This is a genomic window from Pseudomonas sp. OA65 (assembly GCF_017498305.1).
Lineage (GTDB): Bacteria > Pseudomonadota > Gammaproteobacteria > Pseudomonadales > Pseudomonadaceae > Aquipseudomonas > Aquipseudomonas zanjanensis.
The window spans coordinates 77,356-94,760 of the sequence record NZ_JAGDEZ010000007.1 but is presented as its reverse complement, the minus strand read 5'-3'; the positions used below and the strand labels follow the sequence as shown (position 1 = coordinate 94,760).

Below are 17,405 nucleotides of genomic sequence, written 5' to 3'. Positions count from 1 at the left end.
CCGCTGTCAGGAAACCTGCACCCGACGCTTCTCCGCCACCCAACTGCGTCCATACAACACTACGATCGCCAGGATCGCCACCACTTGGGCCGCCAGCGAATAGGCATCGGCATGAATGCCCAGCCAGTCGAAATCGAAGAACGCCACCGGATGGGTGCCGAAGATCCCGGCTTCCTGCAACGCCTTTACGCCATGACCGGCGAACACCACCGACAGTGCGCACAGCAACGCGGCGTTGATGCTGAAGAACAGCGCCAGCGGCAGCTTCGCCGAGCCGCGCAGGATCACCCAAGCCAGCCCCACCAGCAACACCAGCGCCGTCGCACCGCCGGCCAGCACCGCGTTATGCCCGGCGGGACCCGCTTGCAGCCACAGGGTTTCGTAGAACAGGATCACTTCGAACAGTTCGCGATAGACCGAGAAGAACGCCAGGATCGCAAAACCGAAACGCCCTCCGCCGCCCACCAGGCTGCTCTTGATGTAATCCTGCCAGGCCGCCGCGTGACGACGGTCGTGCATCCAGACGCCCAGCCACAGCACCATCACACTGGCGAACAACGCCGTCGCGCCTTCGAGCAACTCGCGCTGGGCACCGCTGACGTCGATCACATACGCCGCCAGGCCCCAGGTCGCCAGGCCGGCCAGCAGCGCCAGGCCCCAACCGACGTTGACGCTGCGCACCGCCGACTGCTGGCCGGTGTTGCGCAGGAATGCCAGGATTGCCGCCAGCACCAGGATCGCTTCCAGCCCTTCGCGCAGCAGGATCAACAAGCCGGAGATGTAGCTCAACGACCAGCTCAAGCCATCGCCGCCCAGCAGGTCGGCGGACGCTTTCAACTTGGCCTTGGCCGCGTCCAGGCGCTGTTCGGCCTGCTCCACCGGCAAACCGTCCTGCAGCGACTGACGGTAGGCCATCAGCGACTTTTCGGTGTCCTTGCGCACGTTGGCGTCGACGTTATCCAACGAGCTTTCCACCAGCTCGAAACCTTCCAGGTAAGCCGCTACCGACAGGTCGTAAGCTTGGTCGTGGTCACCGGCGCGATACGCGGCGATGCTTTTATCCAAGGTGGCGGCCGTGTAGTCGAGCAACTGCGCCGGGCCACGTTGCACCTGTGGCGGCTGGGCGCGCTGGGCACGGAATGTCGCCGCCGCTGCCGGGCCTTGCGCGGCGAGGACTTCGCCCGGGGTCTGGCGCGCCAGGTCAGCGAGGTTGAAAACCTGTCCACTTGTGGCGGCGGCCGGGTCGGCGCTGAAGCTGGCGATGTAGGTCGCCAAATCCCAGCGTTGACGGTCGTCGAGCTGATCGGCAAAGGCCGGCATGTCGGTGCCTTCGATGCCCATGCCGAGGGTGTTGTAGATCCCATAGAGGCTCAGGCGATCCAGGCGCTGGGCGTCCCGCAAGTTGGCGGGCGGCGGTTCCAGGCCAACACCGGCAGGACCGTCGCCGGCACCGGTGGCACCGTGGCACACCGAGCAGTTCTGCGCATAGAGCGGCGCGCCGCGGGCGGGATCAGGGGTAATGACCGGCGCCTGGCTGACTTCGTACGCCACCGCCAATTTGGCCCCCAGTTGCCGCGCCAGACGGGCAACCTCGCCGCCATCCTGGCGTTGGGTGATCGCCGTGCGCAAGGTGCCGATGCCTTGAACCAACTCAGGCTTTTCCGGTTTGGCCGGCAACCCGACGATCAACCCTTCCAGCGCCTGGGTGAACTCCAACTGCTCGCGGTATTCCGCCTCGTCGATGACCTTGCCCGCCTCGACCGTGGCCGGGTAATCCGCCCCGATGTAATCCAACAAATGCAGCGCCTGGGGGGCACTTTCGAGGGTGTCGGCCAGCAGCGAAGTGCTGCATAGCGCAAGCAATGGCAATACAAGCCAGGCCAGCAAACGGAACGGCGCAGTCATGAATGACTCTCGGTTGGTAATAAGAAGTAACACATTGTTCACTTCCAATGGCTTTGGCTCAAGGGCTGATGTGTTTTGGCAGCCGGCTTTCATCGGATTTTCATGCTTTGGCGGTGATGTCACAAAAACAGCATTTCGCGATTGAAAAGCCATTACATAGCCAAGCGCCATGTTTATAATCCCGCCGCCTTCTTATCATTCGATGGCATAAAAGCTCCTCTTTTTATGAGGAACCGACAGCGTTTCGACGCTCGTCCGTGGGATCGCTCCAGCCCGGCCCGCACACCCCCGGCTGCTATCAGGGAAGAAAATGTTCATGGCATCCCGTGCCGCTCTTTCGGTCGCCCTTGGCGCGATCACCTTGTTGTCCGGCTGCTCGGCCTTTCGCAACTACGACAGCGAATTGGCCCAGACCAACCAGCAACTGGCGTCCGGCAACGTCGACGGCGCGTTGACCCTCCTGGAAAAGAACAACTCCAGCCAAGACAAAGACCTGCTGTATTACTTCGAGAAAGGTGAGCTGCTGCGCGCCAAGGGCGACTTGTCCGGCAGCCAGACCGCCTGGAACAGTGCCGACCAGCAAGTTGGCCAGTGGGAAGACGCGGTCAAGCTCGACACGGCCAAGTACCTGGCCCAGTTCGGCAGCTTCCTGGTCAACGATAAAGTCCGTCGCTACGAAGGCTACGACTACGAAAAAGTCATGCTGACCACGCAGATGGCCCTGAATCTGCTGGCGGTGAATGACTTCGACGGCGCCCGGACCCAGATCAAGAAGACCCACGAACGCGAAGCGGTGATCGCCGACCTGCGGGACAAGGAATACCTCAAGCGCGAGGAAGAAGCCGAGAAGCAAGGGGTCAGGACCGAATACAAGGACCTCCAGGGTTACCCGGTGGCCAGCCTCGACGCTCCGGAAGTGGTCGGTCTGAAAAACAGTTACCAGAGCGCGTTCAGCCACTACCTGGCCGGATTCGTCTACGAAGCCCTGGGTGAAAAGGACCTGGCCGCACCGGGTTATCGCAAGGCCGCCGAACTGCGTCCCAACACACCGTTGCTGGAGCAGGCCCTGCGTGATCTGGACAAGCCTGCCGCCAAAAGCGATGACAGCGACATCCTGATCGTGGTGCAGAGTGGCCTGGCGCCGTCCCGGGACTCGATCCGCATTCCCCTTCCGCTGCCGATCAGCGGCAACCTGGTCATCACGCCGTTGTCGTTCCCGCTGATCAAGCCTGACACCTCCACCGCCACCTTCGGCCAGATCGGTGTCGACGGTCGCCAGTTGGACCTGACCCAGCTCAACAGCACCACCGCCATGTCGCGCCGAGCCCTGCGCGATGACATGCCGGGCATCATCCTGCGCACCACCGTGCGCGCCATCACCCGTGGCGTGGCGCAAAAACAGATCAACGAAACCAATCCCTTGGCCGGCTTGGCCGTGGGTCTTACCTCGGCGGTACTCGAAGGGGCCGACACCCGGACCTGGCGAACCCTGCCCGACTACACCCAGGTGGTGCGCCTGCGCCTGAAGAAAGGCGAGCACCAGGTCACCCTGCCAAGCGCGGTGGGCGGTTCGGTGGTCAAGGTCACCGTCGACCAGCGCTACCAGGTCATCACGCTGCGAGCGGTGGGTAACCAAGTGTTCGCCGGCGGCCTGGCGGCCCAGGTGATACCAAGCGCCAACCCGACCGCCATTGCCCTCAAGCAACCTTAAGAACGGAGTCTTGTTCACATGCGTTTAAAACTGATCGCCGTCGGCGCCCTGGCCTTGCTGGCCGGTTGCGCCACCCCGCCGCCGCCGGAGCCGGGCAGCGCCGCCAGCAAGGTCGTGGCGATGGGCAAGACCAAGAACATCGTGGTCGGCGCCATGCGCGTGGCCCGGGAAAACGGCTACATGACCGTCAATGTCCAGTTGAGCAACACCAGCTACAACAACAAGACGATGTATTACCGCTTTGCCTGGCTGGGGCCGGAAGGCTTTCCGATCGCCGAAGAAGAAACCTGGAAAAGCCTGACGATGTATGGCGAGCAGACCAGTTTCCTGCCAGCCATCGCACCGACGCCCAAGGCCGTGGATTTCCGTTTGGAAATCAATACCCCTTGAGCCTGACCCCGGTCGGTCAAGCCAACACCGGACCTGTGGCGAGGGAGCTTGCTCCCGCTCGGTTGCGTAGCGACCGCAAGATTTTGGGGCCGCTTCGCGACCCAGCGGGAGCAAGCTCCCTCGCCACAGGGATCGTCGGCACAAGTTCCTTTACTGATCGGCATTACACCTAAGCCCATATTCATTCAGTTTTCGAGAGCCCCCACATGTTCGTACGCATTTCCTCCCTCGCCCTCGCCGCCCTGCTGGTCAGCGGCTGTGCCAACAACTCGCCGGTCCTGGGCAACAAGAACATCAGCTACGGCGATACCAAGGCCGTGGAAACCGTGACCAACGAGTTCGGCTCCACCGACCTGCAAATGATCGCCGAGTCCATGACCCGCTCCCTGGCCCAGTCCGGCATCCTGCAGGGTCGCCCGGTTGTCCAGGTCTATGACGTGAAGAACAAGACCAGCGAATACATCGACACCCGCGAAATCACCACCAGCATCAAGACCCAGTTGATGAAGACCGGCGCGGCCCGTTTCGCCAGCGACAACACCGCCATGGAAAGCCAGGTCGACCAGCTCAAGCTGCAGAACCAGAGCGGCCTGTACAAGAAAAGCACCGTGGCCAAGACCGGCAACATGATCGCTGCCAAGTACCGTCTTGAAGGCTCCATCAGCTCGATCGTCAAGCGCAGCAGCGACTACAAGGACGTCTTCTACAAATTCAGCCTGCAATTGATCGACGTCGAGAGCGGTCTGGCCGAGTGGATGGACGAAAAAGAAATCCGCAAGACCACGGAGCGCTAAGCCATGCGCACATGGATAGGCATCATGGCCCTGGCCTGCGCATTCAGTGCCCAGGCGGCCCCAAAAGTCGCGGTGACCGACCTGGCGTACCAGGAGCGGGTGGAGGAATACATCCACACCGTTTCGGCGCAGAGCAACTTCCAGGCGAACCCCTACAGCGCCAGCGCTTCCTCGAGCTACGACGAGATGGAAGCCACCAGCAGCTATATCGAGCAGGGCGAACTGCGCAAGTTCACCGGCGACATAAAGGGCGAGATCCTGCGCAGCGGCATGTTCCAGCTGACCCAGGGCACGCCCCACACGGCGGCTTCCACTGGCGACGTGTATGACGTGATCAAGCGCATCAAGGCCGGCAACTTCAAGGGTGCCGACTACGTGCTGTTCGGCACCGTGTCGGACATCGACTTCACCCGCGACATCAACGAGTTGGCCCATACCGATAGCTACTCGGCTGTGCTGGCGTTGACCCTGGTGGCGGACTTCAGCCTGATCAACACCAAGACCTACGAAATCACCTCGGCCTTCACGGCCATGGGTGAAGGCCAGGACACCAAGTTGCTGAACCACCGGGACGCACGCATCAGCCTCAACCGCCCACGGGTGGTCCGCGAAGTGTCCAAGGCCCTGGGGGAAGACGTGGCGCGGCAACTGAGCGAACAACTCGGCGGCCCGAGCTATGAGCAACCTGGCGAGCCGGTGCCGCGCAACAACCTGCCCCGGGATACGGCGCCGGTGATCTTGCGCTGAGTCACTGGGCGAATGCTCTGTGGCGCAGAAATTTTGTGGGAGCAAGCCTGTGGGAGCAAGGCTTGCCCGCGATGGAGGCGATGAGATCTTCCAGAAATCGAGTAGCCTTCATCGCGGGCAAGCCTTGCTCCCACACTGTCTTGCGCCCACGAAGCTCCTCGCCACAGGGTTTGGCTTTAGGCAGCAGCCTTTCTGATCGTCGCAAGCAAACCCGCCGCGCCAATGAACATACCGGCGAAGGCACGGTTCATCCGCCGCTGCTGTTTCGGTGTGCGCAACAGACGCAGGACTTTAGCCGCCAGCCCGGTATAGCCGGCCATGACAATGAGATCGACAGCGATCATGGTGACACCCAGGATCAGGTACTGCTGGATCAACGGCGCGTGGGGATTGATGAACTGCGGCAACACCGCCAGCATGAACACCAGCGCCTTGGGGTTGCTGACATTGACCAGGAAGCCGCGAAACACCAGCGCCAAGGGCTTGCCGATGGGCCGTGGGACCGCGTCGTCGGTCATATCGCCGGGAATGGCTCGCCACTGCTTGACCCCCAGATAGAGCAGGTAGGCCACGCCGAACCATTTGATCGCATAGAACGCGGTGGCCGATGCCGTGAGGATCGCGCCAACACCGGCGGCGACGACCACGATTTGCAACGCCAAGCCCAATTGCAGGCCCAAGGCGTTCCAATAACCGCGCCAAAAGCCATACCGCAGGCCGCTGGACATCGATGCAATCGCGCCGGCACCCGGCGAAAGACTGATCACCCAGCACGCAGCAAAAAACGCCAGCCATGTTTCAAGCACCATTGCACTCCCCGGCTCGAATTCGTCGAAACGACTAAGCTAATGCGCCGTCACGCCGTTGACTATCGTTTTTTGCACACGCATTTGAGTCGATGCAAACACCGTGGCGAGGGAGCTCGCTCCCGCTGGACCGCGTAGCGGCCCTATGCGTTATTCGACGAACCCACCCACCGGAAACGCCTCACTGCCGCGCCAGCGCCGCACCGAGCGCTGGAAGAACAGGCTGTTGGGCACTTGCACCATCGCGCTGCCGGTGCCGAGTTCCTCGGGTTCGATCAACGTGGTGTACAGCAGATTGATCGCCACCACGCGTCCCTTGATGCCGGGCTTGTCGGTGGTGTCCACCAACTCGACCACATCGCCCAGGCGAAAGGGTCCGACGGTGTAGATCAAAACGGCGCAGAACAGGTTGGACAGCACGCTCCAGATGGCAAAGAACGCCACCGCTGCCACCGCGACAAAACCCGACAGCGCCGTCCACAGCACCGTGGCCGAGACGCCCAGGCGTTCGAGCACCACCAGCACCGCAGTGCCCATGATCAGCCAGCGCAGCACGCCCCGCAGGATAATCACCAGTTGGGGCGGAAGCGGGTAACGCTCACCCAGGCCCGTGAGCGCACGCGCGACGAAGCGCTGCGAGACATAACCGGCCACCAGGATCAGCAGGATTTGCACACCGAGCCAGATCGGCTCGATCCACATGACAGGGACAGGCAACGCCAACGCTTCCATCAGGACAACGCCTCCAGCTCCGCTTGCAGGTTTTCCAGCAATTCCAGCGCTTGCATCCAAGCCTCCTCGAGCTCCGCTTCCCGAACCTTCAGCTTGGCCTGTTCGGCCAGCAGGTCACGCAACTCATCCTTGCGCGCTGCCTCGTAGAGACCACTGTCGCCCAGGCTGGTTTCGATTTTCTGCAGTTTTTCATGCAGCTTGCCCAGCTCGGCTTCGAGCTTGTCGGCCTCGCGCTTGTGCGGCGCCAATTGCTGGCGCAACGCAGCGGCGGCCTGGCGCTGGGCCTTCTTGTCGGTCTTGTCCGGGTTGACCGGTGTGCTGCTGACCGGCGCGTTGCGCTGGCGATACTCCACCAGCCACCGGGCGTAGTCCTCCAGGTCACCGTCGAACTCCTCGACCTTGCCATCGGCAACCAGGAAGAAGTTATCCGTGGTGCTCTTGAGCAAATGCCGATCGTGGGACACCACCAACACCGCGCCACTGAATTCCTGCAAGGCCATGGTCAGGGCCAGGCGCATTTCCAGGTCCAGGTGGTTGGTTGGTTCGTCGAGCAGCAACAGGTTCGGCCGGCCCCAGGCGATCAACGCCAGCGCCAGGCGGGCCTTTTCGCCGCCGGAGAAATTCAACACCGGCTCGTCGATGCGCGCCCCGCGGAAATCGAAACCGCCGAGGAAATCGCGCAGGGTCTGTTCCCGCTCGGTCGGCGCCAACCGTTGCAGGTGCAACAGCGGGCTGGCCTTGGAATCCAGGGAGTCGAGCTGGTGCTGGGCGAAGTAGCCGACGACGGTGTTTTCACCTCGGGTCAGGCGCCCGGCCAGAGGCTCGAGTTCGCCGGAAAGGTTCTTGATCAGGGTCGACTTACCGGCACCGTTGGGGCCCAGCAGGCCGATCCGCGCACCGGGGGTCAGTTGCAGCTTGACCTTCTCCAGCACGGTCTTGTCGCCGTAGCCCAGACGTGCGTCGGACAGGTCGATCAACGGGCTGGAGATCTTGGTCGATTCGCGGAAGACAAAATCGAACGGTGAATCGACGTGGGCCGCCGACAGTTCTTCCATCCGCTCCAGCGCCTTGATCCGGCTCTGGGCCTGGCGGGCCTTGGTGGCCTGGGCCTTGAAGCGGGCGATGTAGCTTTCCATGTGCGCACGTTGCGCCTGTTGCTTCTCGTAGGCCTGCTGTTGCTGGGCCAGGCGTTCGGCACGGGCGCGCTCGAAGGCGCTGTAGCCGCCGCGGTACAAGGTGAGCTTGCGCTGGTCGACATGGGCGACGTGATCCACCACCGCATCAAGGAAATCACGGTCGTGGGAAATCAGCAGCAGCGTACCCGGGTAGCTCTTGAGCCAGTCTTCGAGCCAAATGATGGCGTCGAGGTCCAAGTGGTTGGTCGGTTCATCGAGCAACAACAGGTCCGAAGGGCACATCAACGCCTGCGCCAGGTTCAGGCGCATCCGCCAGCCGCCGGAGAAATCCCCGACCTGACGATCCATCTGCTCATTGGTGAAGCCCAGGCCCGCGAGCAATTTGCGCGCGCGGGCATCAGCGGTGTAGCCATCGGCACTGTCGAGTTCCGAATGCAGGCGGGCCTGTGCGGCACCGTCGTGCGCCGCTTCGGCCGCCGCCAGGTCTCGTTGCACCTGGCGCAGGCGCAGGTCGCCATCAAGCACGTAGTCCACCGCCAGGCGCTCGAGGGTGTCGACCTCCTGGCGCATGTGGGCGATGCGCCAGTCGGCCGGCAGCAGGCAATCGCCCGAGTCCGGGTGCAACTCGCCTCGCAGCAAGGCGAACAGGCTCGATTTGCCGGCGCCGTTGGCACCGATGAGGCCGGCTTTGTGGCCGGCGTGCAGCGTCAGCTCGGCGTCTTCTAGCAGACGTTGCGGGCCACGCTGTAAAGTCAGGTTCTGAAGTCGGATCATAATGGCGGCGGAGTCTACCAGCTTCGCTCGCAACTGGCGCGAGTAGCACGATGTCCCCTGACCTGTGGAGTTTTTCCCTCGACCTCTATGCCAAGCCTGGCGTGGAGCCTGCGTGCCTTGCGGCACAAGACGCCGGCGCCAACGTCTGCCTGCTGCTTTGCGGCCTGTGGCTGGCGCAGCGCGGCGTCGCCTGCAATGAGCAGCGGCTGCAGCAACTTCGACAAGTGGCCGAGCCGTGGGAGGCCGAGGTCGTGCGGCCACTGCGTACGCTTCGCAGCCAATGGAAAGCCGGCGCCCGCGAGGACACGGCGCTCAATGGCCTGCGCGAACAGGTCAAGCAACTGGAGTTGGCTGCCGAACGGCGATTGTTGGAACGATTGGAAGCGCTGGCCAAGGATTGGCCGGGGACACAACAGAACGATCCAGCCCTATGGCTGCAAGGGCTGGCGGCGAATGCCGAGCCCGCGAGCCGCGACGCGCTGCATCAGCTGCGCGTCGCGGTGTCCGGCACTTAGGAAGCGCTGGTTGGGGTGCTGCTGGTGGTCGGCGCAACGGCAGCTGGGCTGGTCGCCGCGGCCGGAGTGCTGACGGTTGGCGCAGGTGCCGCGGTTGGAGCCGGAGCCGGTGTCGCGGGCTTGGCGGCTGGCGCAGCCGCAGGTTTTGCAGCGGCTGGCTTTTTCACGGCCGGTTTCGCGGCGGGCTTGGCGGCTGGTTTCGCGGCGGTTGGCTTGGTAGCTGCAGGCTTCGCAGTTGCAGGCTTGGCCGCAGCCGGTTTGGCAGCGGGTTTAGCCGCCGCTTTGGCGGGGGCTTTGGCTGCGACTGGCTTGGCAGCGGTTTTTGCAGCGGGCTTCGCCGCAGCCGTTTTGGTTGCCGCAGGCTTCGCTGCTGGTTTGGCAGCAGGCTTAGCGGCAGCCGGTTTTGCGGTGGCTTTTACCGGCGCTTTGGCAGCTGGTTTAGCGGCAGCGGTTTTCGTCGCGGCTGGTTTGGCGGCGGCGGTTTTAGCGGCAGGCTTGGCGACAGCTTTTGCCGTAGGCTTGGCGGCTGGTTTAGCAGCCGCTTTTACAGCGGGCTTGGCAGCAGCAGGTTTAGCGGCCGCCGTTTTTGCAGCGGGCTTGGCAGCCGCCTTGACGACTGGTTTTTTCGCCGCAGGTTTTGCAGCGCTGGCAGCGACGGGTTTGGCAGCCGGCTTGCTGGCGGCTTTGGCCGATGCTTTCGCGGCAGGCTTGGCAGCGACTTTGGCCGGTGCTTTTGCCACGACGGGTTTAGCCGCGGGCTTCTTGGCCGATACAGCGGCAGGCTTGGCAGCACGAAGCGACAGCGCCTTGCCCGCGGCTTCTTGCACGCGACCGACGCCCTGGGCCAATTTCAGGCTTTCCTGGGCATCACGCTTGAGTTGCAGAATGTAGGCGCGGGTTTCGGACTGACGATCCTTCAAGGCATCGAGCAGGTCTTCGAGTTCTTTCACGACATCTTTGGCCTTGGCTTGTGCCTTGGCCTTGCCAGCGGTGGCTGCGTCTTGCAGTTTGGTGCGTGACTTGTGCAGTTTTTCCTGCGCTTTACCGCGTTGTTTTTCCAGTTTGGCGAGCAGTTTTTCAGCATCAGCCAGGGCTTGGGAGCAGGCATTTTCCAGATGTTCGAGCAGGCTGCCCGAGAGTTGTTGGAGCAAGTGCAACGGAGTGTTTACAGGCTTCTTGGTGGCCGACATGGTTTACCTCCTGACTGACGTGAGTGCGGCTCATACTAGACCTCTGCTGCAACCGCCGCTAGGGCATGTTGACAGTACACAAGACGTTGCGTTGCAAGGGACGAAAAATCTTCTGCGCCAGTGCCTTGGCAATCCACCTCTACAGATATCGGCACTGGCATAATTCCTCGATTCGAGGCCGGAGAGCACACATGTCGCGTCACCTTTTTTTATTCCTGTGCATGGCTTGCGCCACGATCCAGGCCGCTGAAAAAACCAACGCAAACGATGCTCACGATTTGGCTTACAGCCTGGGCGCCAGCCTCGGCGAACGCCTGCGCCAGGACGTGCCGGACCTGCAGATCAAAGCCCTGGTCGAAGGTTTGCAACAGGCCTACCTGGGCAAGCCGCTGGCTCTCAAGGATGAACGCATCGAACAAATCCTGGCCGAGCACCAGGCACAACTGAACGCGCCAGCGACAACGCCGCAGATCGAAGCCGCATTGAAGACAGAGCAGAAATTTCTCATCGAAGAAAAGAACCAACCCGGCGTCCAGCAACTGGCAGATGGCATCCTGCTGACCGAAATCAAGCCAGGCCATGGCGCGAAGGCCGGTCCTCACGGCAAGGTCCAGGTGCTGTACATCGGTCGCTTGCCGGACGGCACCGTATTCGATTCCAACCGTCAGGCGCAGTGGTTCAACCTCGACAGTGTGATTGACGGTTGGCGCAGTGCATTGCCGCAAATGCCGGTCGGCGCGAAATGGCGACTGGTGATCCCGTCGTCCCTGGCCTATGGCGCCGAAGGGGCTGGGGATGTAATCCCGCCGTACACGCCATTGGTGTTTGAGATCGAGTTGCTGGGCGCGACGACCTGACGTTGGCCCAATAAAAAACGGTGCGCAATGCGCACCGTTTTTCCATGACCGCGAGCCCTCAGGCCTGGACGGTATCTTCTTCCTTGTGAGCGTTGTGCAGCACTTCGATCAGGCAGTCTTCCAATTCGAAACGCTCGTGCAGCAAGCCGCCCAGCTCCTTGAATTTTTCCGCTACACACTTGCCTTCATCGCACAGGTCGTTGAACGCCAGCAGCTTCTCGGTGATGACATCGATGCGCGGGTAGATCGTCTCGGCCAGTTCCAGGCCGCGCTTGTCGTTGAAGGCCTTGGCCTCGCCCGTCAGTTGTTCATAGATCTCGAAATGACCGGCAGACACATAGTCGACCAGCACACCGCAGAATTCCTGCAAGGGTTTACGGCTTTCGCTCAGGGCTTCAGGCTTGTCGCCAAGATCATCGTAGGCCCGAATCAGTTCGCGACGCTCTTGCAGCCAGCGATCGATCAGCAGATGCACCCCACCCCAGCGTTCCTGAGCATTCTGACAACTTTCGAGCATGGTGATTTCTTCCCTTGTGAGTCATGCCCCTCGCAGCCTGTGCACGCCTGATGGACCAGGGACAAGCCAGACACAACATGATCGAGCGGCACAATTCCAATAACACGTGCGGGCCAGATTATGCCCGCACGACAACGGCTTCAAGGTACGCAGGAGATAAAGTTCATACAAGTGTTTAATCCAAGGCCCGGACCAACTGCGACGTCTCGCCGCTGAGCGGTTGTACCAGAGCAGTCCAGGCAAGGCGCAGCAGCAGATAGGTCATCACGCTGGACACCGCAAGAAAAAACAACAAGCTCCACTCGGGGATACTCAGGTCGAACAACGTCCAAGTGATATTCGCGCAGTCGACGGTGCCATCAAGGACACGATGCAACGCGCACCACCACGAATCCATCAGCTTGGGCTGGGCAACACAATCAGGAAACGGTTCGAACGAATGGCTTTGCATCAAGACCTGACGCCAGGCCAGGGTCATTCCTCCCGTCGCAAAAACCAACCCTGCCGCGCCGTAGAAGAGCGAGCCTCTTTGACCTGGACCCTGTACGCAGGCCACGAGGCTGTTCACCAGGAACAGCATCAGGCACAGGCGCTGCAAGACACACAGGCTGCATGGCGTCAGGCCGACTGAATATTCCAGGTACGTGCTGATGCCCAAAGCCAGGGCGGCGGCGATGGAAGCCATGAGAAACAAGAAACGTGAGCTGGCCAAAGACATGGCGATTCCGTAACAGAAGAGACAAGTAGTTACGGTAGAGGAAAGCCCTCGGGCCTTTCAAGACAGCCCCGCGCGGACACTTCACCGGGGGTGTAGGGAATTCCCGACAAGTAGAAGAGGATTCGGCGCGGTCGGCTGTAGGAATTCGCTGATGGTATGACCAAAGCCCCAAAACCGTATTCGCAACCGCGCATTTAAGGTTCACCAACCCGTGGCGAGGGAGCTTGCTCCCGCTGGGCTGCGCAGCAGCCCCAAAGCCATTCAACACGGTGCATCAGGAAAACAGTGGGCAGGTTTTTTTACGACTGCTGCGCAGCCGAGCGGGAGCAAGCTCCCTCGCCACAATGGTTCATACCATTTTCAAGAATGGGTCATATCCCTCTCAAGTGGACAACACCTAAGCCGGAACCGGCAACGGCGCAGCCAACAGGCGCTCATCCAACAACCCCAACCCCTCCTGGAACAACTGGTTGCTGCGCTCTGCATCCCCCAGCTGCGCCAGCAGGCGCGCCAGTTCGGCGCAAGCTTCGGGATTGCGCTGGGCCCGCAAGCTGCTTTCCAGGTAATCCCGCGCCTTGCCCCACAAGCTGTTCTGCAGGCATAGACGTCCCAAGGTCAGCAGCAGGCTTGGATCGGCCGGGTGGTCCTTGAGCCAGCCTTCGGCCGTTTGCAGTTGGCGGATCGGATCGTTGCCTCGAACCAAGCCATACAGACGCGCCAGGTGGCTGTCGTAGTGACGCTTGAGCGCACCGCGCAGCACCTCTTCGGCTTCGACTTGAGCGCCCAACTGACGCAGTTGCTCGGCATAGGCCAACACCAACGCCGGTTCCTGGCGTTGTGCGGAAGTCAGCTGTTGCCAGGCACGATTGAGCGACTGCAAGCCAACGCTGCCATCCTCCTCGCGGTGGGCCGCCAGGGTGAGGTTTTCGCCCCAGGCGCGACGTTCCAGTTCAGCCAGCTCGGCCGGCGGCAGGACTTTATCCTTGCGCAACTCCGGCAGCAGGCGGATCACAGCCGACCAGTCGCCGCGCTGCTGATGCAATCGCTGTAATTGGCGCAGGACCTGGGCGTTATGGGGATGACGCTCATGCATGGCCTGCAACGTACTCAATGCGCCATCCGTGTCGCCCCGGTCCGTCTGCAGTTGCGCGTGCGTCAGGGCAATGGCCAGTTCCGCCTGGGGCTGACGCTCCAGGGCGCGCTCGAGCAAACTGTCGCTCTGTTCGTAAAGACCTTGTTCGTTAGCCGCACGGGCAGCCCCCAGGTAATACAGCAGCGGTTGGCGCTCGGCTTCGGCGGCACGGTGCAGGTGGCGCTGGGCACTGGCCCAGCGACCTTCGGCCAGGTCCAACTGGCCATGCTCGATCGCCACTTGCACCCGACGGCTGCGGTTGCGCCGGGACCACGGGTTGACCACGCCACTGGACGTGGTCACCAACCCGATCAGGAACCTCAGGCCTCGCCACACCAGCCAGAGCACCGCCACCAAGGCCAGGGTGACCCACAGACCGGCTTCATAACGGAAGTTTTTGTACGCCACCAACACGTAACCCGAATGCTCGGCAATCGCCACGCCCAGCAGGCCGGCGGCAGCGATGACCACGAACAGAATCACGTAGAGACGTTTCATGGCGTGGCCTCCTGCGCGCCAGGCGCGGGCAGCGGCTTGACCGATTCCTCGGCATTGACGTTGCGGCGCTCAAGGTAGGCCTGGACGCTGCTCAGCGTGCCGGTCAGGTCCGGGGTGACCACCGTCACCGGTTGCTTGGACAGCTCAGCCACGCGCTCGATCATGATTTTGCTTTGTGGATTGTCCTGATTGAAGTTGTTCCTCAACACGTCCCGCGCCTCGGTCAACGCCTGTGTGTAGACCGGCGCCTGACCATTGAGGGCGGCCCATTGCGCCTGCTCCAGCGCCAGGCTCAGGGCCAGGCGCACCTGCACGAGGCTTTGCCCGGCCAGCAGCGGACGAACGTTCTCATCCGCATTGAAATCGATGCGGATATAGCGCGAGATCTGGTCCCACCACTGCGCCCACCGGCTGGCCCCATCGCCATCGGCGGTCAGGCCCAACAGCGACTCCCCACGGTCCTTGTACTCGGGTGCCAGTTCGGTCAGTTGCAGCACCTGGTCACGCAAGGCGCCCAGTTGCAGGAACAGCCCGGTGCGATCCGGTTGTTCGGTGCTGCGCAATGCTGCGAGGGTCTTGGCCAGTTGCTCGCGGGCGGCGAACGAACCGGGGTCGTTCTGCTCCCGCAGGATTTCGTCAGCGCCCTGGACCAGCGCCTGGGCACTGTTGATGTCTTGCAGGGCGGAAAGACGCAGGCTGGCCAGGCGCAACAAGTGCTCGGCCTCCGCCAGGCGCCAATCCTTGCGGCTGGCGCCGAGCACGGTTTCCAGGCGCTGGTTCAGGCGTTGCTGATCACCTTGCAGTTGGGCCACCTGGCGCCGCCGCTCCTCCAGCTCTTCGGCCGGGGGCAATTGCGCCAGGCGCTCGCTCAGGCGTTGCTCATTGAGCTTGAGGGTCTGGGCCTGGTCATTCAGCGCCTGAACCTGGGCGGACTGCTGCTGATTATTGGTTTGCAGGTGACGGACCTGCCACACGGCCCAACCGCCCACGGCGACACCGGCGGCGCCGAGCAGCAGGGCGAAAATGGCCAGCCCGTTGCCGCGGCGCGGCGCCACGGGGGGCGGGGTTTCAACCGGCGCATCGATCGCTGGCTGGTCTAGATCTTCTTTTGGCAAGGCTGTTTCGCTCACGTATCCATCCTTTGCATTAGAAAACGGCACGGAGTGTTCCCGTAACGCCGCCAGCAAAGCCGCGGCATTGGCGCCACGGCAATCCACAACTGTTCGGGCCCCGGCGGCACGCGCCATCTCGGCAACCCTTGGGCTTGGCACAAACAACGGTAACCGCGCCAGGGCCGGCCACGCATCGCCGGCCAACCGCTGCAGATGCTCGAAGCCCTGCCCACTGCTGACCACCAGGGCATTCAAGCGTTCCGCTTCGACTTTCGCCGGCAACGCCCCTTCGCCGTAATCGGGCAAGTGGCGACGGTACAATTCCAGGTAATCGACACTAGCACCTTGCTCGCGCAAACGCTCTGCCAGCAAGCCTCGCCCGCCTTCGCCCCGCACGATCAAGACCTTCGGGTCGGGCCGCGATACAGCCTGGCGCAAGACCAAGTGTTCCAGCAAGGCTTCGCTGTCATCGCCGTGATCGGGATAAAACACGGTAAGGCCAGCATCGGCGAGGATCTGTCCGGTGGCCGCGCCCACGCTGAACCAGGGTTGGTCCGGCGGCTGGGGCCAGTATTGGCGCAACAGCTCGACGCACAGGCGTGCGGCAGGTTTGCTGACGACGATCACGGCAGAGTATTGGTCCAGCGCCTGGAATATCACCCGCCCGGCATCGGACAGCGGGACCGGCTCGATCTCCAGCAATGGCAAGCTGCTGCTGTAGACCCCCGCTTCGGCCAGAACCGTCGCCAGCGCCTCCGACTCGTCCGCTGGCCGGGTGAGCAGCAGCCGCCACCCCGTCACGCGTGGCCGGCCTCGCCGTAGACCGCCTTGAGGATGTCGGCGGCGCCCTGGCTCAGCAAGTCTTCGGCCACCCGCACACCCAATGCTTCGGCGTCATGGCGCGGCGCCCGGGCCTCGGCGCTGAGCAACCGGCCACCGTTGGGATCCCCCACCAGGCCGCGCAACCAGACCTGCTCACCCTCCAGCACGGCATAACAGGCGATCGGCACCTGGCAGCCGCCATTGAGATGTTTGTTCAGCGCGCGCTCGGCGAACACCCGCGTGGCGGTGTCTGCATGATGCAGCGGCGCCAGCAGGGCATGGATGTCGCTGTCGGCGCTGCGGCACTCGATACCCACCGCGCCTTGCCCACCGGCCGGCAGGCTGTCATCGACGCTGATGGCCGAGGTGATACGGTCTTCGAAGCCCAGGCGGATCAAGCCGGCGGCGGCGAGGATGATGGCGTCGTATTCGCCGGCATCGAGCTTGGCCAAGCGCGTGTTGACGTTGCCACGCAGGAAACGGATTTGCAGGTCCGGACGCCGCGTCAACAATTGCGCCTGGCGACGCAAGCTGGAGGTGCCGACCACGCTTCCGGCAGGCAGTGCCTCAAGTCTGGAAAACGTGTTGGAGACGAACGCATCGCGGGGGTCTTCTCGCTCGCAGATGCAAAACAGGCCCAGGCCTTCGGGAAAGTCCATGGGCACGTCTTTCATCGAATGCACGGCGATGTCGGCTTCGTTGTCCAGCAACGCGGTTTCCAGTTCCTTGACGAACAGGCCCTTGCCGCCGATCTTCGACAGCGGCGAGTCCAGCAGCTTGTCACCGCGACTGACCATGGGCACCAGGGTCACGCTCAGGCCGGGATGGGCCGCTTCCAGGCGGGCTTTGACGTATTCGGCCTGCCAGAGGGCCAAGGCACTTTTACGGGTGGCGATGCGGATCTCGCGAAGGGACATGGATCAATCCGTACTTAAAAGATACGGCAGATAATAACAGCTCAGCCAAAACCGCTTTGATTTGAATCACGACCCCAAGGCCTCCCTGGCCGCCAGATCCCCGAAATGAAACGCGTTGAACGCCTTGGACCG

The 17,405-nt window shown here is 62.4% G+C and carries 16 protein-coding genes and 1 pseudogene; 6 read left to right on the top strand and 11 right to left on the bottom strand.

Features of this window, described 5'->3' with window-relative positions:
* Positions 1-6: 6 nt before the first annotated feature.
* A complete protein-coding gene (locus tag J3361_RS08185) occupies positions 7-1,905 on the bottom strand; it encodes a cytochrome c/FTR1 family iron permease (RefSeq protein WP_207963816.1) in 1,899 nt (632 codons plus the stop codon).
* A 316-nt stretch (positions 1,906-2,221) separates the two neighbouring features.
* Here J3361_RS08185 and J3361_RS08180 point away from each other — a divergent pair, with 316 nt between their 5' ends.
* From J3361_RS08180 to J3361_RS08165, 4 genes are all read left to right on the top strand, one after another.
* Complete coding sequence (locus J3361_RS08180; RefSeq protein ID WP_207963814.1) at positions 2,222-3,616, top strand: hypothetical protein; 1,395 nt, start codon at positions 2,222-2,224, stop codon at positions 3,614-3,616.
* 18 nt (positions 3,617-3,634) lie between these two features.
* Complete coding sequence (locus tag J3361_RS08175; RefSeq protein ID WP_186706841.1) at positions 3,635-4,006, top strand: YcfL family protein; 372 nt, start codon at positions 3,635-3,637, stop codon at positions 4,004-4,006.
* Between the two features lie 206 nt (positions 4,007-4,212).
* The gene (lpoB, locus tag J3361_RS08170) at positions 4,213-4,800 is read left to right on the top strand and encodes a penicillin-binding protein activator LpoB (protein WP_053126460.1); all 588 of its coding nucleotides are present in this window, start codon (positions 4,213-4,215) and stop codon (positions 4,798-4,800) included.
* A gap of 3 nt (positions 4,801-4,803) precedes the next feature.
* Positions 4,804-5,547, top strand: a complete 744-nt coding sequence (locus tag J3361_RS08165) for a penicillin-binding protein activator LpoB (RefSeq protein ID WP_207963812.1) — start codon at positions 4,804-4,806, stop codon at positions 5,545-5,547.
* A gap of 176 nt (positions 5,548-5,723) precedes the next feature.
* Here the strand turns inward: J3361_RS08165 and J3361_RS08160 are convergent, their stop codons facing one another.
* From J3361_RS08160 to J3361_RS08150, 3 genes are all read right to left on the bottom strand, one after another.
* Positions 5,724-6,356, bottom strand: coding sequence for a LysE family transporter (locus J3361_RS08160; RefSeq protein ID WP_207963810.1), 633 nt, complete (start codon positions 6,354-6,356; stop codon positions 5,724-5,726).
* Between the two features lie 147 nt (positions 6,357-6,503).
* Positions 6,504-7,085: a mechanosensitive ion channel family protein gene (locus tag J3361_RS08155; RefSeq protein ID WP_060740109.1), complete on the bottom strand. Its 582-nt coding sequence runs from the start codon at positions 7,083-7,085 to the stop codon at positions 6,504-6,506.
* The gene (locus J3361_RS08150; protein ID WP_186706845.1) at positions 7,085-8,995 is read right to left on the bottom strand and encodes an ATP-binding cassette domain-containing protein; all 1,911 of its coding nucleotides are present in this window, start codon (positions 8,993-8,995) and stop codon (positions 7,085-7,087) included. The genes J3361_RS08155 and J3361_RS08150 overlap by 1 nt, the downstream gene beginning before the upstream one ends.
* Before the next feature lie 50 nt (positions 8,996-9,045).
* Between J3361_RS08150 and J3361_RS08145 the strand changes: the two genes are divergently transcribed.
* On the top strand, positions 9,046-9,510 hold the full coding sequence (locus J3361_RS08145; protein WP_207963808.1) for a TIGR02444 family protein: 465 nt from the start codon (positions 9,046-9,048) through the stop codon (positions 9,508-9,510).
* Here J3361_RS08145 and J3361_RS08140 read toward each other — a convergent pair.
* A complete protein-coding gene (locus tag J3361_RS08140; RefSeq protein WP_207963806.1) occupies positions 9,507-10,700 on the bottom strand; it encodes an AlgP family protein in 1,194 nt (397 codons plus the stop codon). The two genes, J3361_RS08145 and J3361_RS08140, sit on opposite strands and share 4 nt — an antisense overlap.
* A gap of 191 nt (positions 10,701-10,891) precedes the next feature.
* Between J3361_RS08140 and J3361_RS08135 the strand changes: the two genes are divergently transcribed.
* A complete protein-coding gene (locus tag J3361_RS08135; protein WP_207963804.1) occupies positions 10,892-11,557 on the top strand; it encodes an FKBP-type peptidyl-prolyl cis-trans isomerase in 666 nt (221 codons plus the stop codon).
* Positions 11,558-11,615: 58 nt separating this feature from the next.
* Here the strand turns inward: J3361_RS08135 and J3361_RS08130 are convergent, their stop codons facing one another.
* The 6 genes and pseudogenes from J3361_RS08130 to hemC all read right to left on the bottom strand — a co-directional run bounded on the left by J3361_RS08130 (position 11,616) and on the right by hemC (position 17,273).
* Positions 11,616-12,074 carry an Rsd/AlgQ family anti-sigma factor gene (locus J3361_RS08130; RefSeq protein ID WP_053126475.1) on the bottom strand — a complete coding sequence of 153 codons (459 nt, stop codon included), beginning with the start codon at positions 12,072-12,074 and terminating at the stop codon, positions 11,616-11,618.
* Positions 12,075-12,249: 175 nt separating this feature from the next.
* Entirely contained in the window at positions 12,250-12,792 is a 543-nt protein-coding gene (locus J3361_RS08125) for a disulfide bond formation protein B (RefSeq protein WP_207963803.1), read from the bottom strand.
* A gap of 397 nt (positions 12,793-13,189) precedes the next feature.
* Entirely contained in the window at positions 13,190-14,422 is a 1,233-nt protein-coding gene (locus J3361_RS08120; protein ID WP_207963801.1) for a heme biosynthesis protein HemY, read from the bottom strand.
* Positions 14,419-15,552: a uroporphyrinogen-III C-methyltransferase gene (locus tag J3361_RS29460; protein WP_347709624.1), complete on the bottom strand. Its 1,134-nt coding sequence runs from the start codon at positions 15,550-15,552 to the stop codon at positions 14,419-14,421. The genes J3361_RS08120 and J3361_RS29460 overlap by 4 nt, the downstream gene beginning before the upstream one ends.
* 36 nt (positions 15,553-15,588) lie before the next feature.
* A pseudogene (locus J3361_RS29455) lies at positions 15,589-16,335 on the bottom strand (uroporphyrinogen-III synthase); the annotation flags it as partial.
* The gene (gene hemC / locus J3361_RS08110) at positions 16,332-17,273 is read right to left on the bottom strand and encodes a hydroxymethylbilane synthase (protein WP_207963797.1); all 942 of its coding nucleotides are present in this window, start codon (positions 17,271-17,273) and stop codon (positions 16,332-16,334) included. The gene hemC and the pseudogene J3361_RS29455, both read right to left, overlap by 4 nt.
* Between the last annotated feature and the right edge of the window lie 132 nt (positions 17,274-17,405).